The following is a 25,762-nucleotide window of genomic DNA, read 5'->3' as shown; positions in this document are numbered from 1 at the left end:
AAAACTGCCCAGTCCTCGTTCCGAGAAGAAGCCTGGGACGTCAGATTTCCGCGGATTCGGCGGCGAACTCGCGTTTGAGCCTGTTCTTGGCTCCGTGTTCGACCAGGGTCGGGATGTAGGTCCGGATCCTGCTGGCGTCCAATGATTCGTATTCCTCCGCGACGACCCGGGCCACGAGGGAGCGGGGGGCGTCGGGATAGCGTGCGGCGAGCCGGTCAGTGACTTTGGCGATGGTGTCGTGCTTTTCCGTGTCGTCCATCCGACAAGTTTGATGCCCGGGGCCGCAGGCGTCCATCAGCTTCCTTAGGGTTTGCGCGGCCCTGGCACGGGCGCGAAGAAATCATGCGGCGGAAACTTTCGTGCAACCTTGAACGTGCACTCTGTGAGAGCGGAACGCTTCGGAAAGGATGCGACTCATGACCATGAGTGAAGAAACTGTTGTGGGTGCCTGCCATGAACTCGCTGCCGGGGATTTTATCGTCGCCCGGCACAAGGGTTCCCTCGTTCACCGGGGGCGCGTGACCGAGCGGGTCCCGGACCACGGCCTGTTCTGGATCCTGGACGAGCTGACCGGCGGGCGGCGATTGCTGGACATGGCCGACCTTGAGATCGTCCTTGTGTGCAGCGGCGTCACCGCACCGAAGGCCCCGGACGCTGAATCGGCCGCTGCCTGACGAGGGCAGGGTTCTATGAGCTCCGGTCCATGAGCTCGGCAGGTTTAGTGACGGCGCCGGCGGTTTTGGGACCTGAGGCTCACTTTGGTGCACCACCAGCGACGTCGGCCTGGTCCGGTCTCCTGGGGGATTTCCTGGTGCCGCGTTGGCGTCGTCCCGATGGTCGGCGTTGCTGCTGGCGGAGTGCGAGCAGCGGAAACAGGAGCACGGAGAGCATTCCTGCCCCAACGAGTGCCGATGCGATTCCGCCTGAGATCAGCCCCTCGTCCCGGCCGATGCCTGTTACCGCCACGATAATCGGCAATCCCGTTGCTCCAAACAGCATGACGGCCCGTTTATTGGCAGAGGTGGAGTTGGGGGGGAGCCGCGAGCAGCGACGGCAGGCCACGGATGATGAGCAGGAGGAGTAGGAACAGGGGGACCAGTGCGAGAGCGGCCGGGCTTGCAGTGAGCGCGCGTAGGTCGAAATCTATGCCGGTGTCGATAAAGAAGATCGGCACCAGGAATCCGAACGCGATGGCGTCGATTTTCGTCTCGATGACCTTCCGGTCCGGTTCGGGAGCGCGCGCGATGGCAACCTTCCAGAGGACTCCGGCGGCGAATGCACCCAGCAGCATGTCGAGTCCCAGAACCATGCTCAGCACAACGAGCACGCTGAGGATAAACATGATGGACCGGACAGCGAACTGGCCGCTGGTGTGGAGAGTCCTGGTGACTTGGGAGTGGAGCAGTGAGTGGCGGGCGCGGGAGGCGAGATAAATCGCGAGGCCGGTCAGGAGAACAAAACCGAGAAGTACTGCTGTTGCCGGTCCCAACTGCCTGCCACTAAAGAACAGTGAGATCGCAACCAGAGGACCAAACTCACCGGCCGCACCCAGCGCGGTGACCGCGATGCCGATCGGGGATTTCGATTCGCCGGCGTCGCGAAGGATAGGCAGCAGCGCGCCCAAAGCTGTGGAACACAAGGCGACGCCGATGATTACGGCAGCCTCCGGTGTGGGGGCCAGGACGAGGCCGGCACCAATGCCTGCCGCCAAGGAAATCACCCAGCCAGCAGACGCACGGTTGGCGGGCCGGCCGCGGATCATGGCGAAATCAATCTCGTTGCCTGCAACGAAGAAGAGCATGGCCAGCCCGAATTCGGCCAGCGTATCCGTGAATCCGGTGGATTGTATCCACCCCAACAGGCTGGGGCCGAGCAGGATTCCGAGGACAATCTCGAACACCATGATCGGCACTTTGACCACACGATCAAGAAAGCGGGCCGCAAGGGGCGCTGCGACAGCCAGCAAGGCGATCAGAACCAATGAAGTGGACAAGCCCTGCATCAGCGGTACCTCCGGCACCTCGGCTGCTTCCTAGGAAAAGTAATCCAAAGCTACCGTCACCGTAAGCGGTGGCGCCATAACGGCCAACGGTCTAATGCCCCAGCAGAACTTAGTTGGCGTCCGACCCGCGTATATTGGCTTCGGGCTATTCATAAGACTGGGGGACAGATGCGGCTTCGTTCATGGGTGCGCGCAAAACAACGGGCACTGGCGGCGGCAACAACGTTTTCCGCAGTTGGACTGCTTGTGGCAACGGCAGTTATCCACCCAGGGTTCACCACCACGCACGTAGACCTGAACGACGGCGGTGTGTGGGTGACCAATTCCGGCAAGAACCTTGTGGGCCACCTGAACTTCCAGTCGAAGACCCTGGACGGCGGCCTCATGGCAGCCAGTGGCGACTTCGATGTCCTCCAGCACGGCAGCAGTGTGCTCGTCTCGGATCGCGGCAATGCCTCCTTGGGCAGGGTCAAGGTCTCCAGCGTTACTCTTGAACAACCCCAGCAGCTTCCGGGAACCGCGGTCCCGGCCTTCGGGGAAAAAGCGGTTGCCGTGGCTGATCCGAGCTCGGGCCGTCTCTGGGTGACCCAGAGCAACATGCTGGGTTCCATCGACTACGACACGCAGGAACCCGTGATTACCGACGCCCGGGGAATCGTCGCGACGGTAGGAACTGACGACGTCGTCCACGCCGCGGATCCCGCACGCGGGGAGGTGACCTCCCTCAGGGTGAATGCAACCGGTGGAGAGGACTCCCGGGACTCCGCCCAATACGGGGCCATCCGCAACGTCGAGGACCTGCAGATCGCCGCAGTGGGGGACAAGCCAGTCATATTCGACCCGGGGAGCGGAACACTCCACCTTCCCGGCGGTCGCCAGGCGCAGTTGCCCGACGCCAAGGACGCAAAACTGCAGCAAAGCGGGCCTTCCGCCGATTTCGTCGCCGTCGCCACCAAGACGGGCCTGATCAAGCAGCCTCTGGACGGCTCAGCCGCAACCGTTGTGGAACTCGGAACCTCCGGAACCCCTGCCACTCCGGTCCACGTCAACGATTGCGTCTATGCGGCCTGGTCCGGCGCAGGCAAATACCTCCGCGAATGCACGGACCCCGCCGATAACAGCAGCGCCGACATCCCGGGCGCAAGTGCCCGGTCCAACCTCGTCTTCCGGGTAAACCGGGACCTCGTGGTCCTCAACGATGTCACCACGGGCAACATCTGGCTGGTCACCGAGAACATGAGGCTTGTAGCGAACTGGGACGACATCATTCCGCCGCCGGACAAGACCGAGGACCAGGACGAACCAGCGGCTGACGACAACCCGGTGAACACCCTCCCGGACCGCACCAAAGAAAACCGGCCGCCCTCCGCCGTTGACGACCAGTTCGGAGTCCGCCCCGGCCGGACCACCCTCCTGCCGGTGCTGGACAACGACTCCGACCCCGACGGCGACGTCCTCACCGCGCAGGTCCAAGGCAACAACCCCGCCGTCGGAACCGTGCAGGCTGTCTATAACGGAACCGGCCTGCAAGTGAAGGTTCCGGCCGATGCCGCCGGAACGTCGCAGTTCCAATACCAAGCCAGTGACGGCCGCGGCGGCACCGCCGGCGCCAAGGTCACCTTGACCGTCAAGGACCCTGCCAGCAACGAGGCACCGAAGCAAAAACGGGTGCCCACAATCATCCTGGAACAGGGCAAGAGCATCTCCCAGAACGTCCTCACGGACTGGATGGACCCCGACGGCGACGACCTGCTGCTGCTGGGGGCCCGCGCCACGAGCGACGGCGACCAGGTGCGGACCCGGGCCGATGGCCTCCTGACATTCCAGGACGTGGGGGCAAGCCTGGGCAAGAAGGAAGTGGCAGTCACTGTCTCCGACGGCCGTGACCAGTCCGAGGGCACGGTGGTTGTGGACGTCCGTGCCAAGGGCAACCTTCCGCCGAAGGCCAACGCAGACCACGTTTCGGGTGTAGCGGGGCAGGACATCCTGGTCTCCCCGTTGAAAAATGACACGGATCCGACCGGAGAAGGACTCCGGCTGACCCGCGTGGCAGGACCTCCGGAGCAGGCCGTCACCCCTGATTACCAGGCCGGGACCTTCACTTTCCGTGCGACAAACCCTGGAACGTACTACGTGACGTACCTGGTAACGAACGGACCGGACAGCTCTGAAGGGCTCGTCAGGATCGACGTCAACGCCGCCGGAGGAGAGGGCGAGCCGGTGGCCGTCGCGGATCTGGCGCTGCTGCCGGTGGGCGGCGAAGTACTGCTGGACGCTCTTGCCAACGACTCCGACCCGGCCGGCGGCGTCCTCGTCATCCAATCCGTGGGCCTGCCCGGGAACTCAGCGGTCTCGGTTGCCGTCCTGGACCACCACATCCTGCGCATCACCGACGTCCGCGGCCTCAGCGCTCCCACCAGCCTGACCTATACAGTGTCCAACGGCGTTGCGTCCGCCACCGGCGAAGTCACCATCCTGCCCATTCCGGCGCCCGCCAAACTGGTCCCGCCCGTGGCGGCCCCCGACGAAATCACCGTCCGGGCGAACGACGTCTCCACCATCGCAGTCCTCGCCAATGACTCCCACCCCAATGGCGCCAAGCTTCAGCTCAAGCCGGTCCTCGTGCAGGGAATCGACCCCGCCCAGGGCCTCCTTGCCGTATCGGGGGACGTGCTGCGGTTCAAGGCAGGCGGAGCAGGCGGAACGGTACACGCCATCTACGCAGTCACCGGCCCGGATGGGCAGGAAGACTCGGCGCAGGTCACCATCCACATTCGGGGAGAGGGCACGAACTCCAGGCCGCTTCCCCAGCATGTCACCGGTCGGGTGGTTGCCGGCAACACGACGAGGATCGCCATTCCCTTGGACGGCATTGATCCCGACGGCGACTCGGTCACCTTGGTGGGACTGGAGCAGGCGCCGCGCAAGGGAACAGCTGTCGTCGGTGCCAGCTACGTGGAATACACGGCGCCTGCGAACGCCTCCGGGCAAGACAGCTTCTCCTATGTTGTTGAGGACCGTTACGGGGCACGATCCACAGCGCTGGTGGCGGTAGGCATTGCTCCCGCTCCCGGATCCAACCAGAGTCCGACGGCCGTTGAGGACAGCATCACCGTTCTCCCGGGCCGCCACGTCGCAGTGGACGTGCTGGCCAACGACTCTGATCCCGACGGCGACAACGTCACCCTCACAGCCAACCGGCTCGAAGCTGCCGCGGAATTGAAGGCCGACGTCATCGACGGGCGGGTGCAGCTCACTGCCCCGTCGACTGCGGGGACCTCCGCGACGGCGATCGTCAGGTACGAGATCAGCGATGGCCGGGGCGGCACCGCCGTCGGCACCCTTAAGGTTCAGGTGCGCAGCGATGCCGCCGCCCTGGCGCCCATCGCCCGGGACGACCGCGTGACGTTCGCCGAGACCCTGGGCAAGACGGTCATCGAAGTTCCCATTCTGAAGAACGACGAAGACCCGGACGGGGTGGCAAGCGAACTGCGGATAACCTTCCCGGAGGGCGCACCTACGGCCGGCATCCCAGCCCCGGGCAAAGTTTCCGTGCGGCTCGCGGACCAGCCGCAAATCATCGCGTATACCGTCACCGACATCGACAATCTCAGTTCGACGGCGTTCATCCTGGTTCCCGGCCTCGAAGGGCAGGCACCCGCGCTGCGGAGCACTGCCCCGCTGGAAGTCCTCAGCGGCCGGCAGCTGACCCTGAACCTGCAGGACCTGGTGGTTGTCCGGGCCGGCAAGAGTCCCCGCATCACCCAGGACTCGAAGGTACAGGCCGTGGCTTCCGACGGAGCGCCGCTGGTGAAGGACGCGACCACCATCGTGTTCACCTCCGCTGACGACTACACCGGCCCGGCGGCCGTTTCCCTCGAGGTCACCGACGGCGCCAGCGTCGACGACCCTGACGGGCGCACGTCGGTACTCACGATCGGCATCACGGTCCTGCCCGACCCCACCCGCAACCATCCTCCAACGTTCCCCTCGAGCACCCTTGAGGCAGCGGTGGGCGAGGACTCCAGCCTGGAGCTGCGCGACGTTGCCTCCGACATCGATGAAAGAGACAAGGACAAGCTCACGTTCGCGCTGCAAGGTACGCCGCCTGCCGGGATCAAGGCCACCCTGGACGGCAGCCTCTTCAAAGCCACCGTCGATGGCGCAGCCAAGGGCAGCACACTCTCGGTCCCGGTCACCGTCTCGGACGGGCGCAGCGCCCCTGTTGCGGGTGCCGTGGACGTCCGTGTGGTTGCGTCCAAACGTCCTCTGGCGTCGGCCAACGACGACGTCATCGCCGGTGCCCGGGCGGGACAGTCCCAGCGGGTACAGGTGCTGGACAACGACCTCAACCCGTTCCCGGAGGCGCCGCTGAAAATCCTCAGCGCCGCCGTCGAAACCGGAACCGGTACGGCCGCTGTGGACGGTGAGGCAGTCATCGTCACGCCCGCCGAGAAGTTCGTGGGCACCATGGTGGTCCGCTACCGGGTCCAGGACAAGACCCAGGACGCCGAACGCGAAATCGATGGCCGCATCCGGCTCACGGTCAAGGACAAACCGGATGCTCCGTCGACGCCGACGGTCGGCGAGGTGCGTGACCGCACTGTTGTCCTCAACTGGTCCCCTCCCGCCAACAACGGTGCAGCAATCACGGGATACAAGGTCAGCGGCAGCGGAGGGTTCTCCCAGCAGTGCCCCGCCACCACCTGCACCCTCACGGGCCTGACCAACAATGTCGAATACACCTTCACGGTGGTGGCCACGAACGAGGTGGGCGACTCCGCACCGTCTCCTGCTTCCGCCCCTGCCCGCCCGGATGCCAAGCCGGACACCCCGGCAGCTCCGACGCTCGTATTTGGCGATCGGTCCCTCACGGTGAACTGGGTTCCGCCAAACAGCCCCGGCTCACCGGTGGAGAGCTACAACCTGGAGATCTCACCGGCGCCACCCGCCGGGAACATCCGGGCAAGCAACCTCACCGGCACGTCCTACCATTGGTCCGGCCTGGAGAACGGGACGCCCTACCAAATCAGGATCCAAGCCTCCAACAAAGCGCCGGATCCCTCGGAATGGAGCCCCTATTCAGAGACGGTCATCCCGGCCGGTGTACCCGGCGCCCCGGGCAAGCCGACCGTCACCCGCTCCACCTCGGGCGGCTCGGAATCGATCATGGTGGTGTCATGGGCTCCCGCGGCGGACAACGGAGCCTCCATCGACACGTACACCGTGAATGCCGTTCAGGGCGGATCCACCGTTACAAGCAGAACGGTGTCCGGCAGCCAGCTGAGCGTGCCCGTGACGGTCAGCAACTCCACCAGCGATTACTCCTTCACGGTGGTGGCCGAGAACAAGGCAGGCACTTCGGCGGCCAGTCCGCCGTCGGACCCCCGCCGCGCCTTCGGCACGCCCGGCGCCGTTCCCAGTGTCCGTGCTGATCCGCTCGACAACGCGGTGCAGCTTTCCTTTGGGGCGGCCGCCGGCAACGGCGCAACCCCGAGCTACCAGTACCAGGTCAACGGAAGCGCCTTCCAAACCGTGCCCTCGGACAGGGTCATCCGCACAGGCGTGCCCAATAACGGCAACTACACCATTGGCGTGCGGGCCGTGAACAGCATGGATGGCGCAACCTACGAAGGCCCGGTCACCAACTCCAATCCGGTGGCGCCGTACGGCCAGCCGCACGCCGCGAGCATCAACCCCGTTACGGTCACCACGACGGTAAGGTTCGATGTCGGCGCCGTGGTCAACAACGGGCGTCAGGTCGTGGCACTGGAATACCAGTCGTCCGACGGGAAGTCGGGCACGTTGGGGGCAGGAGGAGGATCTGTCACCACGGGGAACGGGTACGACCAGTCCATCTCCATCACAGTCACTGTCGTAGACGACCTCGGACAGCGCACGGCTGTGTCGGCGACCGGAAGGACAGCTCCCGCGAAGTACCTTACGGTGGATAACGGTTCAGCCAGCCCCGGCACCTGCGAATGGCCCACAAACGGCACTTCAGCATCAGACACGCCGGCGAACTGCGCCGCCGGAGGAGGAACGTTCGTGGCCCAGGGCTCCCGGGTGCAGGTCCAATGCGTGACCACCGGTGCCGCGTACACCATCTACGACGGAGCCACCGGCAAGCCCACCGGGGCCACCGGCAATGTTTGGTACAAGGTGATCAACAACCTCTGGATCCGCCCGTCCGACGGGCCCGTGGATTCGGGGGTCCCGGCCTGCTGATGCAGCCTCCGGACGCGAGGGCGTTGCCCGGCAGCTCAGTGGCCGGTGTGCATCCGATCGCGTGCGCAATTCACAACGGCGGACAAATCGAGCCCGTAGGTCGGCCCTTCGCCGGAACCGTACTCCTCGAGTCGGGCCGCACCGCGTTCGAAAAGCCGGAGCGCGCCGACGCTGTTACCACGGGCGGCGTGGGTCAGCCCGACGCAGATTTGGGCGAGCCCTTGCCAGAGGTTGCGTTCTTCGGCTGGCCCGGCTTTCCAGCGGGCTTCGAGTACCTCATGGGCGGCGAAGGGCCGGCCGGCTTCCACCAGGCTCCGGGCTGAGACCAAAGTCTGCGCCGGCGGCAGCGGCTCTTCCGAGACCGGTTCGACGCCGGCGCTTCCGTACGGCAGCGGCCGCCCCAGCGCGTCACGGGGCCGGGCCTGGCGCGGACGCCTTGAAGCGTCCCGATCCCTGTCACGGGTCATTGCAGTTTCCGCCCTGAGCGTCCCTGGACTTTACGAACTTTCATACGCCCAATGCTACGACCCGGCCCTGGAGGTCTCCGACCCGCCGGATCAAAGACCTCTGCAGTTCCAAAGGAGATGTTTAGGCACGGGTGGCCATGAAGGCACTGACGGCGGCTTGGGCTTCTTGGCCCGCCGGTCCGAGCCAGAACAGGTGGCTGGGCGCCGACAGCTCGACGAGCACGGCACCGGGGATGGTGTCCGCATAGTCCTCGGCGTGGGCGAAGGCGACACCGGCATCCTGGCGTGAGCCGGTCACCAAAGTCGGGCAGCTGGTCCGGGTTTGGACCAGCCGGCGGTATGGGGCACGATCGGCTCGGGCCTGCTGCAGGTCGTTGACGAACCCGCTGCCGGAGCGCATCGTGCTGAACAGTTCCCGTGCCCGGCGCTTGTCCTCCATGGACCAGGTGTGCCACCAATTATCCACTGGCGTCTTTGACAGTGCGCCAACCATCCGACGCAGCCCGGCATCGGACCTGACGAAACATGCCACCATCGCCCAGGTGGGGCCCTGCAGTGTCGGCGAGAAAGCCAACGGGCCGAAGAGTGATTCGAGGCGGGTGTCCGGGTACGCGAGCGTCGAAGGGGCGCAGCTGTGCAGCACCAGTCGAGGCACCAATTCCGGCAGGGAGTATGCGGCGTGAAGGGCCTGCATGCCACCGAAGGAGACACCAACGGCCGCTGCGGTCTGGCCGATGCCCAGCTCCTGGCAACACTCAGCCACCGCGGGAACAAACTCGGCGGCATTCAGGGGTCCCACATCCGTGTTCCCATAGCCGGGGCGCGAGAACGCCAGCACCCCGTGCCCTTCTGAGGTGTAAAGGCTCCAACCGCAATCGCTGGCGGCAGAGCAATGTCCACCGGGGAAGAACAGCACGGCTGGCTTGTCCCCGGGCCGGTACATGACTTCAACAGGACCTAGCCGCGTTGGGACCACCCGAGTCTTGCTCACGGTCCAACCCTACGGGGCCCGTCTCGAGCCCCACCATGGGAGCGCCGGTCAACGACCAGCGTCTAGCTTCCGGGATCCCTTGGTTCAGCGGGATGGGTTGTCTCTTCCGCCTGGGCTGCGAGGCCGCGCACGATCGCCTGCAGTTCTGTACGCAGTGTGTCGGTGTCGACGTCCGCGTTTGCCAGGACTGAGCGCTCCAGGTCGCGTGCTTCTTCGCGTGCGGACGTCCCGGCCGCGGTGATGGACACGACCTGGCTGCGGCGGTCGGACTGGCTGCGCTGGCGAACGACGTACCCGTACGCCTCGAGGCGCATGAGGGTCTTGCCGATAGTCTGGGCCTGCACCCGGACGATCTGCGCAAGTGAAGCCTGGGTCATGGGGCCGTTAGCCGCCAAGACGTCCAGTGCGATCACCCCGGCATGGGTCAACCCGATATCGCCCAGCTTCTCGTTCCACGCGTGTTCGACGAGCCGCGCGGCGGTCGACAACAGGCGGCCTGTGGGCCAGATTCTGATATCAGGCATAGGCGCAGTATAGAACCCGGCGGGTCTGCATGGTGGGGCCTCTCGTGTGGTGCAGCCAAAGTGGACGTGACGAAGCCCGTCGATGGGGGACCGGCGGGACCTTCACACGCTCAACGGTACATCGGCGCACTTTGATCAAACGATCGAATAGCGCCGCCGACAGTCCCGCGGGCCGGTGTCATGGGCCAGGACAAGCACGTTCATCGAGATTACGTACTTTGCTCCCATGAACATTCCGTGAACATGCTGGCGGAGAACGCGGGGTGGGAGCCCGCAGATTTCCCCTGTCTGCACCGCACATCTGCACACGCGGCTAGGTCCGCCACGCGATTGGCAACCTGGGATGGGAAACCCGTCGGCCCGCATCGGAGGTCTCTGCGACAAAAGCTTTTGTGGACGTGGGAGGGTGGTCATTTGCCCGTGGTTTCGTGGTCCACACTTAGCACGTGCGTACTTTTGGTGTTGAGGAAGAATTTTTGATTGTTGATCCCCGCGATGGCGGTCCGCTGCCGATAGCAGGCGAGGTCCTGCGCCTTCATGATTTGGGGCGTGCGGCCGAGGCTCCTCCCTCGTACCCGATGCTGGCTGTTGAGCTCCAGCAGGAACAACTCGAAGTAATTACGGGACCGCACAGCCGCCTGGGCGGGCTGGTCGACGAAATACGCGCCGGACGCTCCTACGCGGACGCGCTGGCCCGAAAAGCAGGCGCGAGGATCTCTGCACTTGCCACGTCCCCGGTGCCGGTCACGCCCCGGTACACCCGCAACGACCGGTACGACGCCCTTCTGGCAAAGTTTGCGCTGACGGCACGGGAGCAGCTGACGTGCGGGTACCACGTCCATGTTTCCGTCGGATCGGACGAGGAAGGCGTCGCCGTCCTGGACCGGATCCGGTCCTGGCTCCCGTCGCTGATCGCACTGAGTTCGAATTCCCCGTTCTGGAATGGCACTGACAGCGGTTACGCCAGTTTCCGCACGCAGGCCTGGAATCGGTGGTCCACGGCCGGTCCGACCGACGTGTTCGGGTCGGCAGATGCCTACCACTCGCTGGTGGAGCGTCTGTCGGGTACCGGAGTGGTCGCCAGCCCGGATTTTGACGCCAGGCTGTCTGCCCGATATCCAACTGTGGAGATCCGTGTGTCCGATGTGTGCCTTGATATCCGGGATGCCGCCCTTATCGCGGCTCTGGTACGGGCACTGGTGGAGACCGCGGCGAGGGAATGGGAGGCCGGACAGCCGGCAGACACGGTTCCTACGGCGATCCTGCGACAGGGAGCCTGGCTGGCAAGCCGGTTCGGTATCGACGGGAACCTGCTCCATCCACTCGTGCACAAGCCAGACACCGCCAGAAACGTTGTTGATGCACTTTATGACCACGTCCGGGACGCCCTCGACGGGACCGGGGACACTGCCTACGTGGAGGAGTCCCTGCACCGACTCCTCATTCAGGGCACCGGCGCCACACGGCAGCGGGAGGCTTACAAACGCCGCGGCAGCCTCGCAGATGTGGTTGCCCACGCCACTGGCGTCACCCATGATGAAACCGACAATCAGCACGACCACGGGGAACGGTTCTTCAGAGACGCAGAGAACGCCGACCGACGTTCCGACCTGGTGGCCCTCTCCCGCTGATGCAGCTGTCCCGTTCAGTAGCCGGTGGGCAAGATGCGGCTGACTCTCAGGCCGGACTGGCCCAGGCGTGTGTATTCCACGTCTCAGCCCTCGATCCCGGTGCTGAGGCTGAGGTCCCGCCATTGCTCCAGCTCCGCGCGCTGTGCCTCAGCGACGGCGGCGAAGGCGCCAAACGCGTCCTGTCCGAGCACCAGGAGCGACGGCGGGTTGGGACTTTCGACGACCGCCAGGATGGCTTCGGCGGCCTTCGCCGGGTCGCCGGGCTGGGTGCCGTGCGTCGTGTCGTTCTCCTTGCGCCGTTTCCCGGCCGTCTCCGCGTAATCCCCGATCGGCGTCGCCGACTGGGTCAGTGAGCGGCCGGCGAAGTCCGTGCGGAACGCGCCCGGCTCGATGACGGTGACGTTGATTCCCAGCGGCTGCAGCTCCTTGTGGAGGGATCCGGACAGGCCCTCCAGGGCGGCCTTGGTTGCCGAGTAGTAGCCGGAGCCGGCCGGTGAGATGCGTGCTGCGATTGAGGAGATGTTCAGGATGGACCCTGACCTGTTCGCACGCATGCCTGGGAGGACTGCCTTGATCATGTCCACCGCGCCGAAAACGTTGGTGTCGAACAATTGCCGGATGTCGGCGTCGTCCGCTTCCTCAACCGCACTGCGGTAACCGTAGCCGGCATTGTTGACCAGCACGTCGACGCCACCGAAGCGCGTCTGCGCCTGCTCGACGGCCGAGCTGATCTGCACTTTGTCGGTGACATCGAGGGGCAGGGCCAGCGCCGTGTCGGGGAAGCCGGACGCGATGTCTTCCAGCGTGGCAGCGTTCCGGGCGGTGACGACGGCGTTGTGTCCGTGGGCGAGGACAGCCTGGGCGAGTGCCCGGCCAAGTCCGGTGGAGCATCCTGTGATGAGCCATGTAGCCATTTGTGTATTCCTTTCGTTGGAACGGGTGGTGGCGCGTTACGTTCGGATGCCGGCGTTGACTCAGGACGGCACAATGCGCACCAGCGTGTCGGTCGGGTCCTGCAGGATCGGGTCGGGCACCGTTTGCACCCGCACATCGCCGGCGCCGTACATAAAAGTTGCTCGCATCCGCATGCCTCTCCGTTCTTCGGTCGGTGGATCGAAAGGTTCCACCTCCACTCATCAGGTAACAGCAGAACCGTTCAGGTGAACAGGTACTGCCAGGGCATGGTTCGGGAGATGCGGCGTGCGGCCCTCCCACCGCTGCTTCGCCGGCCATAGCCTGAAGGCATGGAGGGCGCGGCCGAAACCGCGGTACTGCTCGGCACGGCAGCAAGACCGCCCGTCCAGCTAACGCTGGACACGAGCCGCACAAAAGCATCTGGTGCCGCGATAAGCCGGACACCAGCATGACGGACAACGAGCGCTGGCAGGGAGTTTGGCCCGGCTCTCACAGAAATGAATTCAAGATGGATCGGAGCACCAAGCGCGGCACCGTCCTCGTGGTCGGCGCGACCGGAAGCGTCGGCCGCCGCGTCGTGGCAGAAGCGGTACACCAGGGTTACAAGCCGCGGGCCCTCGTGCGCGACACGTCGCGCGCACGCCGCCTCGACTCAGCCGCAGAGAAGGTTGTGGGCGAACTGACCCGGACCAAAACCCTCGCCGACGCTGTCGCCGACATCGACGCCAGCGGCAACGCCTACACGATCGTTCGTCCCGGCTGGTTCGACTATAACGACGATGACCAGGTGGCAATCGCACCGCTGCAGGGCGACACCCGCCACGCGGGAAGCTCCGCGGACGGCGTCATTGCGGCCGGTTCGTTCGACGGCGTCAGGGACCAGGCGAACATGCCGCTGAAGCCGAACCGGAACGCGTAGGCCGGGACCTCAGTGCGTTGACCGCGGACCGGCATTGAAGCCGGACCCCGTGGTTGACGAACACCCGAGAGGTCCTGTGACCCTACTCCAAAGTGACGCCAACAAATAGCATTGCATCATGGAACAGCTGCAAGAGACGAGCCCGGACGAACCGGTCTTGTCTGCCACCACGGTTTTCGCCAGCCTCGCGGAATTGAGGGACGCCCCCGGCTATAGCCCAAAGGCAATAGCCGAACGGCTGACAAACTCGCTGGGCTCGGATGCTGCCGCACCCCTGCTGGGCGTCAGCGTGGACGTTCTGGATCGCTGGATATCGGGCCAGGATGCGCCGGATGCAGACGGCCGGCTCCGGCTTGCGGACCTGGACGCCCTTGTAGGGCACCTCCACAGTGCTTTCACGCCGGCCCAGGCCATGCACTGGATGTGCAGCCCGAACGTGCAGCTGGGCTCCAGACCCATCGATGTCTACCGCGTTCGGGGATCGGCGCCGGTAATCGGCGCCATCCGTGCCCATGTCCAGTATGCCTTCGGCTGACCGGCCTGAATTGATCGCGGGTCCGGCGTCCGTTCACCAGTGACCGGTGCTGGCGAGGATGTAGTCGGTGGCGGCGGGACCGGTCATGGTCAAGTGGTTGTGCCTGGGGTTGATGCGGTGTTGTTTGAGGGCCGCCCAGAGCGAGCGGGCCGGTTCTGGCGTGGCCTGATTTAGCAGGCACCAGCTGGTGTAGAGGCCGTAAAGTTCGTCTTTGCCCAGTCCGGCATCGGTCTCCCGCTCCGTGATGAGGGATTCGCGGAGGAACCGGTCAAAGTGGGTTGAGGTCATGTCAGTTCCTTTCCTGCCTGTCATCGGATGGCCCGGATAGGGCGGCTGAGTGGGGAAGCGGGGCCGGTCAGGCGTTGATTTCCTGGCGCTGGTTCTTGTTTGTTTCGATCTCAATCCGGCGGGGTTTTGCCTTTTCGGCCATCGGGATCCGCAATGTCAGCACTCCGGCGTCGTAGCCGGCTTTCACAGCGCCGGCGTTGAGGTCGTCGCCGAGGATGAGCTGGCGGCTAAAGACTCCGCGGGGACGCTCTGCGGCAACGAACTCCGTATTCTCGCCCGTCGGGCCTTTGCGTTCGGCCCTGACCGTCAGGACATTTCGTTCGACGTCGATGTCCACCGAATCGACGTCAACTCCGGGCAGGTCGAACGCAACAACGAATTCTTCCCCGTCCTGCCAGGCGTCCATGGGCATCGCGGCCGGCCTGGCCGTCGTCCCGAGGACCTGCTGGGTGAGCCGGTCGAGCTCACGGAACGGGTCGGTTCGCATCAGCATGTCTTCCTCACTCCTTACAGATCGTGTATGACTCCTATTCACAGCCGGATTATCTGTCATGGCTGAGATAGATTTTTTATAGCACCCGTGTGAGACTGTTGCAAGAGGGTATTTTGGGTTTCAAGGAGGGGCCGATGGCGCAGGACAGCAGCAGGGTCACGGGAGTTTATGCCATCTCCGTGGCGGCTGAACTGGTGGGGATGGGGCAGCAGAACCTGCGCCTCTACGAGCGCAAAGGGCTGCTGGAACCGGGGCGGACCGTTGGCGGGACCCGCCTGTACAGTGAACAGGACCTGGTGACGCTGCGCCGGATCAGCACGCTCCTCCAGGAGGGGCTAAACCTTGCCGGCGTCCGGGCAGTCCTCGAACTGGAATCCGCCAACCGGCACCTGGAACGCGAACTCGCCGCAGCCAAGGCACGGCGCAAGAGCTGACCCCGGGCGGGCCGCGATCACCCCTGCCCGGTCAGTGGCTGCCCGCTGCCAACCAACGCGTTCGCTTTGGGTCACCTCAGGGTTGGTCTTCATAAGCGGGCCCTTGCCAGATGCTAAGCGTGCTGATTAAATCATGCACATAGCGCCATTACGACGCTGATGTTCCAACCGGAAGGAAGTGCGTCATGGGAATTCTCGGATTTCTCCTGCTCGGCCTGATTGCGGGAGCCATCGCCAAAGCTGTACTTCCCGGCAGGCAAGGCGGGGGCTGGGTAGTCACGCTGGTTCTGGGCGTCGTCGGAGCGATCCTCGGCGGCTGGATTGGTTCCCTGATCTTCGGCGGGGGCCTCGGTGACTTCTTCGACCTCCGGACCTGGCTGCTGTCCATTCTCGGCGCCGTGATCGTGCTGGGGATCTTCGGCGCCGTCACGCGCAGGAGCCGGGCCTGACCCCCGGCAACGCGGCCGGGCTTCGCGATCGCATCGACGGCTTCCCCTCGTAGTGACGAAGCCGTACAGAACGACCGCGAGCCCGGCAGCTCTTCGCGGGCAGATTGATAAGCCGCATCAAATGTTGCATAGGTCACATTCGGGGCTTAGTGTTGTCGAGGGCCGCAGCGTCGCGGCCCACCCTGTAGGAAGAAGCACGTGATAGACAAGCTCAGAGTGATGGTCCGAGTGGACCTTGACTGCGCCCAGGCACAAGTTGCCGCCGAGGGCCACGTGACGATGGAGAACGTTCGCGGCCTGTATGCGGTGATGAAACGCGCCAACTCGATCACAGCCGGCCTACGCATCGAGATCGATGTGACCGGTGCCCTTGTAGAACCGGACGCCCTGGAACGGCTTCGCGACTGTTCGCGCTCTCACCACTTGCCCGCTCACGTGGATCCGCTCCAGTCCGATTACCAGTTCAGCATCCTCGCCCCCCAAGGAGCCGGAGTCCGCGGTGAGGGTCTGGTGCTGGCAGCCTGACGACGGCGTCATCCGCGCCGGCCGCGGCGAGGGCGGTCCCGCTGAGGTTTCTTACTCGTACTCTGCCGCCCGCTTGTACGACGCCGAGACCCGGCGGTAGACCGGGGTCAGGAAGGCCAGCAGCGCTGCCGCGATCATTATGATCCCGGCGATGAGGAACACCAGGGCGATGCCGCGGGAGGTGCCTTGGCCCAGCAGCGGGGCCAGCTGGGCGGCTCCCTCCGCGGACCGCGCGTACGGGATGATCCAGACCTGGGCGATCGGCGCAATGAGGAACGCGGTGATCGGCGCTGCCGCGGACTCGAACGCCATGGCGAATCCGAACACCCGGCCCTGCCGCGGCAGGGGCACCACCTGCTGGATGACCGTCTGCTCGGCTGCCTCGACGAAGGGGACCAGGACCAGGTACAGCCAGATGCCGGCGATGTACAGCCATGCCAACTCCCGCAGCGTGAAAACCGCACCGAGGACGCCCATGACGATCACCGCGATGAGCATGGTGCGCAGTGGGTTGGACCCGAGTCCGAACTTGCCGATCAACGCACCGCCCACGAGGAACCCGGTGGAAGCAACAGCGAAGAAGGTGCCCCACAACTCCACGGGGAACATCTCCAGGCCATACGGGTCCATCAACGCCATATAGACGCCACCGATGAAATTGTTGAACGTGGAGAACAGGATCAGCGCGAACAGTCCGCCAATGGCCAACACGGCGGCGAGCGAACCGCGCAGGTCGAAGCCGCCGTGTGCGTCCGTCGCCGCCGCGCGCACCTCCTCGGGCATGCGCAAGGTGAGCAGGTGCGCGAAGGCCAGCGCCGTGAGCACCAGGGCGACGACGACCGTCCAGCCCATGCCCAGCAGCCCGACCGACAACCCTGACAGCACCGAGGTGACGATCAACATCAGTCCCTGCACCATGCCCACCAGCCCGTTGGCATTTACCCGCCGGTCCGGCTCGATGAGGATGGTGACCGTGGTGGACAGGGCGATGTTCCGCATATTTTCCACCACCGCACCGACCAGGATGATCACGGCGAAGATCCAGAACCACGGCTGTGTCAGGTCCAGCATCGAGGCGAAGGGTGTCAGCAGGAACATGACTCCGGACAGCACGAACATCACCAGGGTGAAGCCGGCGGCGAAGCGCATCACCGCCAGCTTGCGGTAGCGGTCCACGAAGGTGCCGAAGCTGATGCTGGAAAGGGCGATCAACAGCATGTACGCGCCGCCGATCACTCCGGTGGCGATCACGTTCCGCGTTTCCAGGTAGACCCAGAACGTCAGGGCGAACCACAGGTAGCTGGTGGTGATGTTGGCCAGGGCGGTGTTCACCAGGATCCCGGCAAACGTGCGGGACCGCTGTGCCGAAGTGCGTAAGGAGGTGTCGACGCCGCCGGGATCCGCCGCGCGAGGGGCCTCGCCGTCCTCAACCTGCGCTGAGGTGACAGCCGCGTCCGCAGCGGCCCCGGGCGGGGCCGGTTCCTGCTCTGTCATGCGTCCCAGTTTACTGACAACTGACGGGCGCGGACATGGTGCCGCCCGGTAGGGAACCAGTCACAAAGGAGTCGAACAGTTGGGGTCATCCTCAAAAGGTCCCGTGGGATCCACGCATCGAAGGGAACGTAGCACCGGAGGGTGCGCCTGCCGCGGCAAGGATTCGCTCGGCACGCAGAATCACCGGTTTGTCCACCATCTCACCATTGACCAGCACGACGGCGTCGCGCGAGGACCTGACTGCCGCCAGGACCCGGTTCGCCCACTCCACGTCCTGCTCAAGTGCTTGGAATGCCCGCCTTGCGCCGGCCACCTGCCCGGGGTGAATCAGCAACTTTCCGGTGAAGCCCAGCCGCCGCTGCCTTTCGGCATCACGTGCCACAGCAGCGGGATCGGTGACGCTCTGCGTGACACCGGCAACGGGACCCGCCAATCCTGCTGCCCTGGAGGCGATGACCAGCAGGGAACATGCGTACAGCAGCTCCGGCTCATCCGGCTGGGAGGTGGAAATTCCGGTATCTGCCGCAAAGTCGAGATTTCCGAAGGCCAGCCGGACAACACCAGGTACGCGTGCCAGCTCGGCGGCGCGCAGTACTCCTGCGGCCGACTCCACCAGCGCCACGAGCGGCACCGGACCCAACACCTGGGCCACCGCCGTAAGTTCCTCCGGCGAAGACCCCTTGGGGACCACCACCCCTTTGAGGTAGCGCCGACCCGTCAAGGCCGCCAGATCAGGTTCCAGCCAGGGGGAGTCGAGGCTGTTGATCCGGACCACGGCCGGGGTGGCGTCCACAAACTCAGCAGCAGCAGACCGCGCGTTGTGCTTCTCCTCTGGTGCCACGGCGTCCTCCAGATCGATGATCACGGCATCCGCGCCGGAAGCCACAGCCTTGGCAAATCGGTCCGGACGTGACCCCGGAACGAAAAGGAAGGTGGACGCGAGCCGGATATCCATCTACTTGAGGGCCTTCAGCGACTGTTCATCCCAGGCCGGCTGCACTCCGGTGAAGTCCGGTCCGTGGCCACGTTTGTAGATCATCATGGTGCGTTCGAAAACAATCACAATCCGGGACTCCTGATTGAAGCCGAGGGTGCGGACTTTCACGATTCCGATGTCCGGGCGCGATGCGGACTCCCGGGTGGAGAGCACCTCGGACTCGGAATAGATTGTGTCGCCCTCAAAAACGGGGTGCGGGAGCCTGACGCTGTCCCATCCGAGGTTGGCGAATACATGCTGCGACAGGTCAACAACAGACTGGCCTGTGACAAGCGCCAACGTAAACGTCGAGTCAACAAGCGGCTGCTTGAACTCGGTCTGCGCGGCGTAATGGGCGTCAAAATGGATGGGTGATGAGTTCTGCGTCAGAAGAGTAGTCCAGATGTTGTCAGTCCTGGTGATGGTGCGGCCCAGGGGATGCCGGTAGGTATCGCCGACACAAAAGTCTTCAAAATACCTGCCCGTCCAGCCGGCGACGTAATTCTTTTCAACGGTGTGCGGAGTAGTTGCTGAGGTAGTCATGCCACCCAGTCTGACCGCGGCTCCCCGCTTCTGACCAATAGCCTTTTCGTCTCATGTTGATGCATGCAGTGCATACTGAATCGTCACGGCCTGAGTACGGGATGCGCCCGGAGGAAGTCGATGAAGAGAGCTACGGGAGGTGGCTGCCGACGGTTCGCCATAACTGCGGCGCCCGCCACGCGGACGGCGCCGTCATCGGTGAGAGGCACCTGTTGGGTGCCTTTGGATAAGGGGCCGCGGATGGATGCCGGCAGGATGCTGACGCCCATGCCGGCCCGGACCAAGCCCCACAGTGTGGGTATTTCCGTGGCCTCCACGCTGATGCTGGGAACAAAGCCGGAGGCTGTGCAGAGTGCGTCAGAAATCTGACGCAAACCGAACTCCGGACGGAGCGCCAAGAAGGATTCGGAAGCGGCTTCGCCAAGGTCAATCGCTTTGCGCCCCGCAAACCTGTGTCCGTCCGGGACCACAAGGCGCAGCGGTTCCTGGGCAATGGGATGCCAATCAACGGCGTCGTCACGCGGCTCCGGGCTGATAATCGCCACGTCCACCGCCTGGTTCCGCAACATTTCCAGCGCGTGGCCAGCCGCCGCTCCCTCCAGGATGAACCGGGCCTCCGGGGCATCCCTCCGGTATTCCTGGATGAGCTGCGGCACCAGCCACGAACCATACGATGTGACGAACGCGAGCGAGATGATGCCCTTGCCCGGGTCGATCATGGATGAAATCCGCTGCTCGGCGGTACTGATTTCGCCGAGCGACCGGAGCGCGTGGGCACGCAGTACTTCTCCATACCGGTTGAGCCTGATCCGGTTACCGGAGCGTTCGAAGAGCTGTACTCCGAAATGCTTTTCAAGCCTGCCGACTGCCCGGGAAAGGGTCGGTTGGGAAATGCTCAGTGCCTCGGATGTCTCGGTCACATGCTCCGATTCCGCGAGCGCCACAAACCATTCCAATTCCCGTAGATCCATCCAGCCATTATGCACGCGACGTATCGATTGCACTACCAACCATCATTGGACGGCTGTGATGGCCGGCACAAGACTGATGGCATGGACAAACAAGCAACCAGCCCGAAGGCAATCTCCCGTGGACCGCTGGACGGCATCGTCGTCGTCTCGCTCGAGCAGGCTGTGGCCGCACCGTTCGCAACCCGTCAGCTGGCGGACCTCGGGGCACGGGTCATCAAAGTGGAACGGCCTGGCGTCGGCGACCTCGCCCGCGGCTACGACACCACAGTGAACGGACTCGCGAGCCATTTTGTCTGGCTCAACCGGGGCAAGGAGTCCATCGAACTGGACGCCAAGAGCGATGACGGCCGCCGCGTATTGCTGGAGCTGATTGCCAAAGCTGACATCCTGGTCCAGAACCTGGCCCCCGGCGCCGCAGACCGCCTGGGGATCGGCGCGCAGCAGCTCAAGGCGACCCGCCCGGACCTGATCACCTGCGACATCTCCGGCTATGGGTCAGGCGGGTCATACGAGCAAAAGAAGGCCTACGATCTGCTGATCCAGTGCGAAAGCGGCTTGGTCTCCATCACGGGCACGCCGGACGTGCCATCCAAGGTCGGGTTGTCCATTGCGGACATCGCCACAGGAATGTACGCCTACACGGGACTTCTGACCGCCTTGTTGCATCGCCAGCAGACGGGGGAGGGGTCCAATATTGAGGTCTCGATGTTGGAAGCCCTCGGGGAATGGATGGGCTATCCGTTGCTGTACACCATGTATGGCGGAACCGCGCCAGCGCGCAGCGGCGCAAGCCATTCCACGATTGCCCCGTACGGGCCGTTCCAGGCAGGCGACGGATTCACAGTAAATCTTGGCCTACAGAACGAGCGGGAATGGGAAAAGTTCTGTTCCATAGTTCTGCGACAGCCTGAGACGGCCCGCGATCCGCGGTTCGCCGGCAATGCCAACAGGGTTGCCCACCGGCGGGAACTGGACGGGCTCATCACGGAGGCGTTCTCCGAGTTGAGCGAAGCCCAGCTCATGCAGCGGCTGGAGGAAGCCCAGATAGCGTGCGCCCAACAACGCAGCGTGGCCCAGTTCGCCGAGCATCCGCAACTGAAGGAACGCGGCCGGTGGCGGGCGGTTTCCACTCCCGCCGGGTCCATTCAAGCGCTAATCCCGCCGGTGACCGTTGCGGGCAGGCAAGTGCAGATGGGGGCCGTGCCCGCCCTGGGCCAGCACACCGACTCAATTCTTTCCTGGCTCAGCGAAGCCTGACCACATAGCCGCCCCGCAATGATGCGGGCGTCGAAAACCAAGGCCCTGCAATGATGCAGGCGCCGGAAGGAACCACCATGCTACTCATTCTCGCTTTAGCCGGCCTCGTAGTGATCTTCCTACTCGGATCGCTCAGGCCGGTGAACATGGGAGCCATCGCCCTCGTTGTGGCCTTCATCCTCAGTGTTGCCATCAGCGGGGAACCGACCAAGGACCTGCTGGGCGGATTTCCCGTCAGCCTGCTCATCATCCTGGTCGGCGTCACGTACCTCTTCGGCCTTGCCAGCACCAACGGCACGGTGGTGTGGCTGGTGACGGCAGCCGTCCGCGCCGTCCGCGGCCGAAAGGAAGTCATCCCGTGGGTGCTTTTCGCGTCCGCTGCCATGCTGGCGGCAATCGGGGCGGCGTCACCGGCCGCCGTCGCGATAGTCGCACCCATTGGCATAGCCTTTGCACTCAAATACCGTACGAGTCCGCTGATGAACGGGCTGATGGCCGTCAACGGCGCGGCCGCCGGCAGTTTCTCCCCCGTAGGGATCCTTGGCGGAATCGTCGTCACCACAGCAAATCACAACGGCCTGGTGATTGACCCTACGTTCCTCTTCCTGGCGACGTTTGGCTTCAACACTCTTGTTGCCGGGGCCACCGTGTTTATCTTCCGGCGCCGCGGAATCCACCCAGCCGAAGCCGGCACCGAAGGAGCCGGCAACGGGGCAGCCGGTCCGGTGGGCCCCGACCGCGGAGTCGCCGGTGCCGGCGGTGTGCAAGTGGCCACACAGCAGCGGACCTTGGTCCCTACGCTCACGAGCGAGCAGTTGGTTACCATCGCTGGACTCGTCACCATGGTGGTGGCGGTCTCGGTGTTCGGAGCCGATGCTGGCCTCACGGCGCTCACCGTTGCGGTGGCCCTCGCATTACTCTTCCCCAGGACCGCGAAGCAGGCTTCCACGCATATCGCGTGGTCCGTGGTGCTACTGGTCTGCGGCATCGTCACATATATAGCTGTCTTGGAACGCCTTGGCGTGGTTCAGTCCCTGGGCGATTCCATCGTGACCATCGGCGCACCTCTTCTTGCGGCCCTTCTCATCTGCGTCATCGGGGGAGTCGTCTCGGCCTTCGCTTCCACGACCGGTATTCTCGGTGCGCTGGTGCCGCTGTCCATCCCGTTTCTTCAGAGCGGCCAAATCAGTGCGACAGCTTTGCTGGCCGCCCTGTCCGTTTCAGCCTCCGTGGTTGACGCCAGCCCCTTCTCCACGAACGGCGCGCTGCTGGTCGCCAACGTCCCTGAGGACCAGCGCGCCAGCACGTACAAGGCACTGCTCATGTGGGGTTTCGCCCTGATCCTGGTGGCACCGCTGTCAAGCTGGGCACTGTTCGTACTAATACCCTGGTGACTGGCAACGGCAACAGCACGGACGACGGCGGGAGGTCCCGCCGTCGTCCGGCTGTAGTGCGGTGGCCGGGACGGGCCGCCATGGGGCTGGAAGGTCCAACGCCCTGCATACGTTCAGGCTATTGACTTGGTTCGGTACGGTGTTAGATTGCCGCTAGCGGGCAACGCCCGCGTGGGGGGGCCGACGCCCCGAGCCAACGGTGGCTTCACTGCACAGCCGCCGCCCCGGGGCCGTACAACGGAGGCAGTCATTATGAGTTCCGGCGCCGGACCACACGTCGGCAGGGGTTCCACCGATCCCGAGTACGCAGCCAACCTTCGTCGGGCCACCCTCGCCTCGAGCGTGGGCAGCGCCCTGGAGTACTACGACTTTGCTCTTTACGGGCTGGCGTCAGCCCTGATCTTCAGCAAGGTCTTCTTTTCCAACCTTGACCCCGCCACCGGCACCGTGGCCAGCTTCGCCACGTTCGGTGTGGCCTTTGCGGCGCGGCCACTGGGCGGCCTTTTCTTCGGCACTGTTGGCGACCGGCTTGGCCGGAAATGGGTTCTGGTGGCCACCATCCTGCTGATGGGCGGCGCCTCCACGCTGGTCGGCGCGCTGCCGACGTATGACCAGGCGGGCATTCTGGCTCCGGCGTTGCTGGTCCTCATGCGCCTGCTCCAAGGCTTCGGTGCGGGAGCCGAGCAGGCCGGTGCAACAGTGCTGATGGCGGAATACGCGCCCGTCCGGCGCCGGGGCTTCTTTGCCGCCTTGCCGTTTATTGGCATCCAGGCCGGTACGCTGCTGGCCGCCGGCGTATTCATCTACCTGGGCACGCTGCCGAGCGAAGTGCTGCTGTCCGGGATCTGGCGGATTCCGTTCCTGGCCTCGATCCTGCTGATCGCGATCGCCCTCTTCATCAGGCTCCGCCTGCGGGAGAGTCCTACCTTCATCGTGCTCGAAGAGCAGGACCAGATTGCCCAGAGTCCGCTGCGCGAGGTCTTCAGCCGGTCGCTCCCAAACGTGCTCCGCGGCATCGGCCTCCGCCTGGCCGAGAACGGCGGTTCCTACCTCTTCAATACGCTGGCCGTCAGCTTTGTTGTCACTACTGTTGGCGTCGGCGCCTGGATCGGTCCGCTGGCCGTCGCGGTCGGATCACTCGTGGGCATGATCTCAGTCCCGTGGGCCGGAGCGTTGTCGGACCGCTTCGGGCGGATCCCTGTCTACCGGTTCGGAGCCGGCGTTCTGCTGGTGCTGGCTTACCCCGGCTGGTGGCTGCTCTCCCTGGGGAACCCCATCGTCATTATCCTCGTGATCGCCGTTGCCATCGGCTTCGGGGTGAATACGATGCTGGGTTCGCAGTGCGCCCTGTTGCCCGAACTTTTCGGCAACCGCCACCGCTACATTGGTGTGGCCACGGCGCGGGAGTTCAGCGCGGTGCTCGCGGGCGGACTCGCCCCGGTGGCCGGTGCGTGGTTGATCAGCATAAGCAGCGGAGCCTGGTGGCCGGTTGCCACCTATGTGTTTGCGCTGTCCGTTATCACCTTCATCACAACGTTTCTGGTGCCGGAAACACGCGGCCGCGACCTGACCCTGATCGAGGACGCCTCACGGGACACCGACGAGCAGGTCAGCCTCAGGCCGACGGCGACCAGCCCCCGCCGACGGGATCGCGGGACCGGACAATTGGCCTAGTCTGCAGCCCTGGTGTCCATCCCCGCCATGTGGAGCGCTCCCTGATGGCACCACTAGACAATCGCGTTCGTGAGGGTTCCGATGCCGCCGAGGACAACGTCCACACAATCACCGGGCTGTACGGCAACTGCTGTCCCGGGAGCCCCTGTCATCACGACGTCCCCCGGTTCAAGCGTCAACCAGGACGTGACGTAGACAAGGCACTCCGACACGGAGGAGGGCAGGTTGAAGGAACCTGATTTCGCCCTGACCACGCCGTTGACGAACACGTCGATCCCCACGAGGTCGGGGTCCGGGATCTCCGTTTCAATCCATGGACCCAGAGGCGTGTAGTTGGTGCCGGCCTTGCCTTGGAAATTCCGCTCGTCCACGGCACCCTGGTCCACGTTGGTGACGTCGTTAACGCAGGTAAAGCCGAGGACGTGCTCCAGCGCGTTCCCGGCTGTCAGTTCCCTCGCACTTTTTCCGATGACGACGGCGAGCTCACCTTCGACGTTGACGGTACCGCGCCCGCGGGCCGCCGATACCTGATCCCCCGGGGCGGCCACCGTGTGGACAGACTTGTGCCACGCCTGGATCGGCAGGGGATGACTGTTGAGCGTGCGGTTGTGGGCAATGCCGAGCACCACCGCGGGCCGGACGGGAGCAAGGAAAACCGCTTCGGCGTCAGGGGTTGTGTCCCCGGTGCAGGTGAGTGGTTCCACGAACGGGTCGATAATGTGATCCCAGCTACCGTTTCGTTCCACGGCATATTGTGGGCCTGCGGCAGTCTGTAGTCTTGCAATGCGCATTGCGCTCCTTGGTGGTGGTTGTGCATCTGGTGCGGCGGCCGTACGTGCTATTGGAGAAACTTGAAAACGCTCCAGGGGGACTGGGCTACGAAGTCGCAGTTGCGGCTATGCCTCGCTCCGAAGCTGGGGCGGCGGTGGGTGGATTCCGCCCGGAAGAATGCAGGCTCCCCGCAACCCAAACAACTGAGGCGCTGGCGGCGGGGACTCCGCCAGGCTTCCTCCCTCGCTGCGAATTCCGAGGCATCCCAATCCCTGCCGTCA

The 25,762-nt window shown here is 64.5% G+C and carries 24 protein-coding genes; 11 read left to right on the top strand and 13 right to left on the bottom strand.

Annotated features, from left to right (window positions below; all coding sequences use genetic code 11):
• Positions 1-40: 40 nt before the first annotated feature.
• Entirely contained in the window at positions 41-259 is a 219-nt protein-coding gene (locus AC1DRE_RS18345) for a three-helix bundle dimerization domain-containing protein (protein WP_476985950.1), read from the bottom strand.
• Positions 260-422: 163 nt separating this feature from the next.
• On the opposite strand from AC1DRE_RS18345, the gene AC1DRE_RS18340 reads away from it, so the two are divergent.
• Entirely contained in the window at positions 423-674 is a 252-nt protein-coding gene (locus tag AC1DRE_RS18340; RefSeq protein ID WP_476985949.1) for a hypothetical protein, read from the top strand.
• A 335-nt stretch (positions 675-1,009) separates the two neighbouring features.
• Here the strand turns inward: AC1DRE_RS18340 and AC1DRE_RS18335 are convergent, their stop codons facing one another.
• A complete protein-coding gene (locus tag AC1DRE_RS18335) occupies positions 1,010-2,002 on the bottom strand; it encodes a cation:proton antiporter (protein ID WP_476985948.1) in 993 nt (330 codons plus the stop codon).
• Between the two features lie 246 nt (positions 2,003-2,248).
• Here AC1DRE_RS18335 and AC1DRE_RS18330 point away from each other — a divergent pair, with 246 nt between their 5' ends.
• Positions 2,249-8,230 carry an Ig-like domain-containing protein gene (locus tag AC1DRE_RS18330; RefSeq protein ID WP_476985947.1) on the top strand — a complete coding sequence of 1,994 codons (5,982 nt, stop codon included), beginning with the start codon at positions 2,249-2,251 and terminating at the stop codon, positions 8,228-8,230.
• Between the two features lie 35 nt (positions 8,231-8,265).
• Here AC1DRE_RS18330 and AC1DRE_RS18325 read toward each other — a convergent pair whose 3' ends face one another.
• The 3 genes from AC1DRE_RS18325 to AC1DRE_RS18315 form a co-directional block, all read right to left on the bottom strand.
• Positions 8,266-8,697 carry a DUF309 domain-containing protein gene (locus tag AC1DRE_RS18325; protein WP_476985946.1) on the bottom strand — a complete coding sequence of 144 codons (432 nt, stop codon included), beginning with the start codon at positions 8,695-8,697 and terminating at the stop codon, positions 8,266-8,268.
• Between the two features lie 121 nt (positions 8,698-8,818).
• Positions 8,819-9,688: an alpha/beta fold hydrolase gene (locus tag AC1DRE_RS18320; RefSeq protein WP_476985945.1), complete on the bottom strand. Its 870-nt coding sequence runs from the start codon at positions 9,686-9,688 to the stop codon at positions 8,819-8,821.
• A gap of 62 nt (positions 9,689-9,750) precedes the next feature.
• A complete protein-coding gene (locus tag AC1DRE_RS18315; RefSeq protein WP_476985944.1) occupies positions 9,751-10,212 on the bottom strand; it encodes a MarR family winged helix-turn-helix transcriptional regulator in 462 nt (153 codons plus the stop codon).
• 446 nt (positions 10,213-10,658) lie between these two features.
• Here AC1DRE_RS18315 and AC1DRE_RS18310 point away from each other — a divergent pair, with 446 nt between their 5' ends.
• Positions 10,659-11,843, top strand: coding sequence for a carboxylate-amine ligase (locus AC1DRE_RS18310; protein WP_476985943.1), 1,185 nt, complete (start codon positions 10,659-10,661; stop codon positions 11,841-11,843).
• 83 nt (positions 11,844-11,926) lie between these two features.
• On the opposite strand, the gene AC1DRE_RS18305 is transcribed toward AC1DRE_RS18310, so the two are convergent.
• Positions 11,927-12,757, bottom strand: coding sequence for an oxidoreductase (locus AC1DRE_RS18305; RefSeq protein WP_476985942.1), 831 nt, complete (start codon positions 12,755-12,757; stop codon positions 11,927-11,929).
• 509 nt (positions 12,758-13,266) lie between these two features.
• Here AC1DRE_RS18305 and AC1DRE_RS18300 point away from each other — a divergent pair.
• Positions 13,267-13,677 (top strand): NAD(P)H-binding protein, encoded by a 411-nt coding sequence (locus AC1DRE_RS18300; protein ID WP_476985941.1) that lies wholly within the window; start codon positions 13,267-13,269, stop codon positions 13,675-13,677.
• A gap of 118 nt (positions 13,678-13,795) precedes the next feature.
• The gene (locus AC1DRE_RS18295) at positions 13,796-14,212 is read left to right on the top strand and encodes a helix-turn-helix domain-containing protein (RefSeq protein ID WP_476985940.1); all 417 of its coding nucleotides are present in this window, start codon (positions 13,796-13,798) and stop codon (positions 14,210-14,212) included.
• Between the two features lie 33 nt (positions 14,213-14,245).
• Here the strand turns inward: AC1DRE_RS18295 and AC1DRE_RS18290 are convergent, their stop codons facing one another.
• Together AC1DRE_RS18290 and AC1DRE_RS18285 are read right to left on the bottom strand one after the other, a co-directional pair.
• The gene (locus tag AC1DRE_RS18290; RefSeq protein WP_476985939.1) at positions 14,246-14,500 is read right to left on the bottom strand and encodes a hypothetical protein; all 255 of its coding nucleotides are present in this window, start codon (positions 14,498-14,500) and stop codon (positions 14,246-14,248) included.
• A gap of 67 nt (positions 14,501-14,567) precedes the next feature.
• Entirely contained in the window at positions 14,568-14,993 is a 426-nt protein-coding gene (locus tag AC1DRE_RS18285) for an Hsp20/alpha crystallin family protein (protein ID WP_476985938.1), read from the bottom strand.
• 134 nt (positions 14,994-15,127) lie between these two features.
• On the opposite strand from AC1DRE_RS18285, the gene AC1DRE_RS18280 reads away from it, so the two are divergent.
• The 3 genes from AC1DRE_RS18280 to AC1DRE_RS18270 all read left to right on the top strand — a co-directional run bounded on the left by AC1DRE_RS18280 (position 15,128) and on the right by AC1DRE_RS18270 (position 16,401).
• Positions 15,128-15,427, top strand: coding sequence for a MerR family transcriptional regulator (locus AC1DRE_RS18280; RefSeq protein WP_476985937.1), 300 nt, complete (start codon positions 15,128-15,130; stop codon positions 15,425-15,427).
• Between the two features lie 185 nt (positions 15,428-15,612).
• Positions 15,613-15,876 carry a GlsB/YeaQ/YmgE family stress response membrane protein gene (locus AC1DRE_RS18275; RefSeq protein ID WP_214957452.1) on the top strand — a complete coding sequence of 88 codons (264 nt, stop codon included), beginning with the start codon at positions 15,613-15,615 and terminating at the stop codon, positions 15,874-15,876.
• 198 nt (positions 15,877-16,074) lie between these two features.
• The gene (locus AC1DRE_RS18270; RefSeq protein WP_476985936.1) at positions 16,075-16,401 is read left to right on the top strand and encodes a hypothetical protein; all 327 of its coding nucleotides are present in this window, start codon (positions 16,075-16,077) and stop codon (positions 16,399-16,401) included.
• Between the two features lie 51 nt (positions 16,402-16,452).
• Here the strand turns inward: AC1DRE_RS18270 and AC1DRE_RS18265 are convergent, their stop codons facing one another.
• The 4 genes from AC1DRE_RS18265 to AC1DRE_RS18250 all read right to left on the bottom strand — a co-directional run bounded on the left by AC1DRE_RS18265 (position 16,453) and on the right by AC1DRE_RS18250 (position 20,385).
• On the bottom strand, positions 16,453-17,895 hold the full coding sequence (locus AC1DRE_RS18265; protein ID WP_476985935.1) for an MFS transporter: 1,443 nt from the start codon (positions 17,893-17,895) through the stop codon (positions 16,453-16,455).
• Positions 17,896-17,986: 91 nt separating this feature from the next.
• On the bottom strand, positions 17,987-18,850 hold the full coding sequence (locus tag AC1DRE_RS18260; protein WP_476985934.1) for an HpcH/HpaI aldolase/citrate lyase family protein: 864 nt from the start codon (positions 18,848-18,850) through the stop codon (positions 17,987-17,989).
• Positions 18,851-19,414, bottom strand: coding sequence for a MaoC family dehydratase (locus AC1DRE_RS18255; protein WP_476985933.1), 564 nt, complete (start codon positions 19,412-19,414; stop codon positions 18,851-18,853). It abuts the gene before it with no gap.
• Positions 19,415-19,497: 83 nt separating this feature from the next.
• A complete protein-coding gene (locus AC1DRE_RS18250; RefSeq protein ID WP_476985932.1) occupies positions 19,498-20,385 on the bottom strand; it encodes a LysR family transcriptional regulator in 888 nt (295 codons plus the stop codon).
• An 81-nt stretch (positions 20,386-20,466) separates the two neighbouring features.
• On the opposite strand from AC1DRE_RS18250, the gene AC1DRE_RS18245 reads away from it, so the two are divergent.
• From AC1DRE_RS18245 to AC1DRE_RS18235, 3 genes are all read left to right on the top strand, one after another.
• A complete protein-coding gene (locus AC1DRE_RS18245) occupies positions 20,467-21,642 on the top strand; it encodes a CaiB/BaiF CoA transferase family protein (protein WP_476985931.1) in 1,176 nt (391 codons plus the stop codon).
• Between the two features lie 77 nt (positions 21,643-21,719).
• Positions 21,720-23,036, top strand: coding sequence for an SLC13 family permease (locus tag AC1DRE_RS18240; RefSeq protein ID WP_476985930.1), 1,317 nt, complete (start codon positions 21,720-21,722; stop codon positions 23,034-23,036).
• 252 nt (positions 23,037-23,288) lie between these two features.
• Positions 23,289-24,710: an MFS transporter gene (locus tag AC1DRE_RS18235; RefSeq protein ID WP_476985929.1), complete on the top strand. Its 1,422-nt coding sequence runs from the start codon at positions 23,289-23,291 to the stop codon at positions 24,708-24,710.
• Between the two features lie 53 nt (positions 24,711-24,763).
• On the opposite strand, the gene AC1DRE_RS18230 is transcribed toward AC1DRE_RS18235, so the two are convergent.
• A complete protein-coding gene (locus AC1DRE_RS18230; RefSeq protein ID WP_476985928.1) occupies positions 24,764-25,456 on the bottom strand; it encodes a fumarylacetoacetate hydrolase family protein in 693 nt (230 codons plus the stop codon).
• Positions 25,457-25,762: the final 306 nt, after the last annotated feature.

The sequence above is a fragment of the Arthrobacter sp. P4_H3 genome (genome assembly GCF_056400885.1).
This window is presented reverse-complemented; position numbering and strand designations above follow the sequence as displayed.

Coding starts and splice junctions, on each gene's coding strand:
- AC1DRE_RS18345 (WP_476985950.1), bottom strand. CDS start 259: ATGGACGACACGGAAAAGCACGACACCATCGCCAAAGTCACTGACCGG.
- AC1DRE_RS18340 (WP_476985949.1), top strand. CDS start 423: ATGAGTGAAGAAACTGTTGTGGGTGCCTGCCATGAACTCGCTGCCGGG.
- AC1DRE_RS18335 (WP_476985948.1), bottom strand. CDS start 2,002: ATGCAGGGCTTGTCCACTTCATTGGTTCTGATCGCCTTGCTGGCTGTC.
- AC1DRE_RS18325 (WP_476985946.1), bottom strand. CDS start 8,697: ATGACCCGTGACAGGGATCGGGACGCTTCAAGGCGTCCGCGCCAGGCC.
- AC1DRE_RS18315 (WP_476985944.1), bottom strand. CDS start 10,212: ATGCCTGATATCAGAATCTGGCCCACAGGCCGCCTGTTGTCGACCGCC.
- AC1DRE_RS18305 (WP_476985942.1), bottom strand. CDS start 12,757: ATGGCTACATGGCTCATCACAGGATGCTCCACCGGACTTGGCCGGGCA.
- AC1DRE_RS18300 (WP_476985941.1), top strand. CDS start 13,267: ATGGATCGGAGCACCAAGCGCGGCACCGTCCTCGTGGTCGGCGCGACC.
- AC1DRE_RS18295 (WP_476985940.1), top strand. CDS start 13,796: ATGGAACAGCTGCAAGAGACGAGCCCGGACGAACCGGTCTTGTCTGCC.
- AC1DRE_RS18290 (WP_476985939.1), bottom strand. CDS start 14,500: ATGACCTCAACCCACTTTGACCGGTTCCTCCGCGAATCCCTCATCACG.
- AC1DRE_RS18285 (WP_476985938.1), bottom strand. CDS start 14,993: ATGCTGATGCGAACCGACCCGTTCCGTGAGCTCGACCGGCTCACCCAG.
- AC1DRE_RS18280 (WP_476985937.1), top strand. CDS start 15,128: ATGGCGCAGGACAGCAGCAGGGTCACGGGAGTTTATGCCATCTCCGTG.
- AC1DRE_RS18275 (WP_214957452.1), top strand. CDS start 15,613: ATGGGAATTCTCGGATTTCTCCTGCTCGGCCTGATTGCGGGAGCCATC.
- AC1DRE_RS18265 (WP_476985935.1), bottom strand. CDS start 17,895: ATGACAGAGCAGGAACCGGCCCCGCCCGGGGCCGCTGCGGACGCGGCT.
- AC1DRE_RS18260 (WP_476985934.1), bottom strand. CDS start 18,850: ATGGATATCCGGCTCGCGTCCACCTTCCTTTTCGTTCCGGGGTCACGT.
- AC1DRE_RS18255 (WP_476985933.1), bottom strand. CDS start 19,414: ATGACTACCTCAGCAACTACTCCGCACACCGTTGAAAAGAATTACGTC.
- AC1DRE_RS18250 (WP_476985932.1), bottom strand. CDS start 20,385: ATGGATCTACGGGAATTGGAATGGTTTGTGGCGCTCGCGGAATCGGAG.
- AC1DRE_RS18245 (WP_476985931.1), top strand. CDS start 20,467: ATGGACAAACAAGCAACCAGCCCGAAGGCAATCTCCCGTGGACCGCTG.
- AC1DRE_RS18240 (WP_476985930.1), top strand. CDS start 21,720: ATGCTACTCATTCTCGCTTTAGCCGGCCTCGTAGTGATCTTCCTACTC.
- AC1DRE_RS18235 (WP_476985929.1), top strand. CDS start 23,289: ATGAGTTCCGGCGCCGGACCACACGTCGGCAGGGGTTCCACCGATCCC.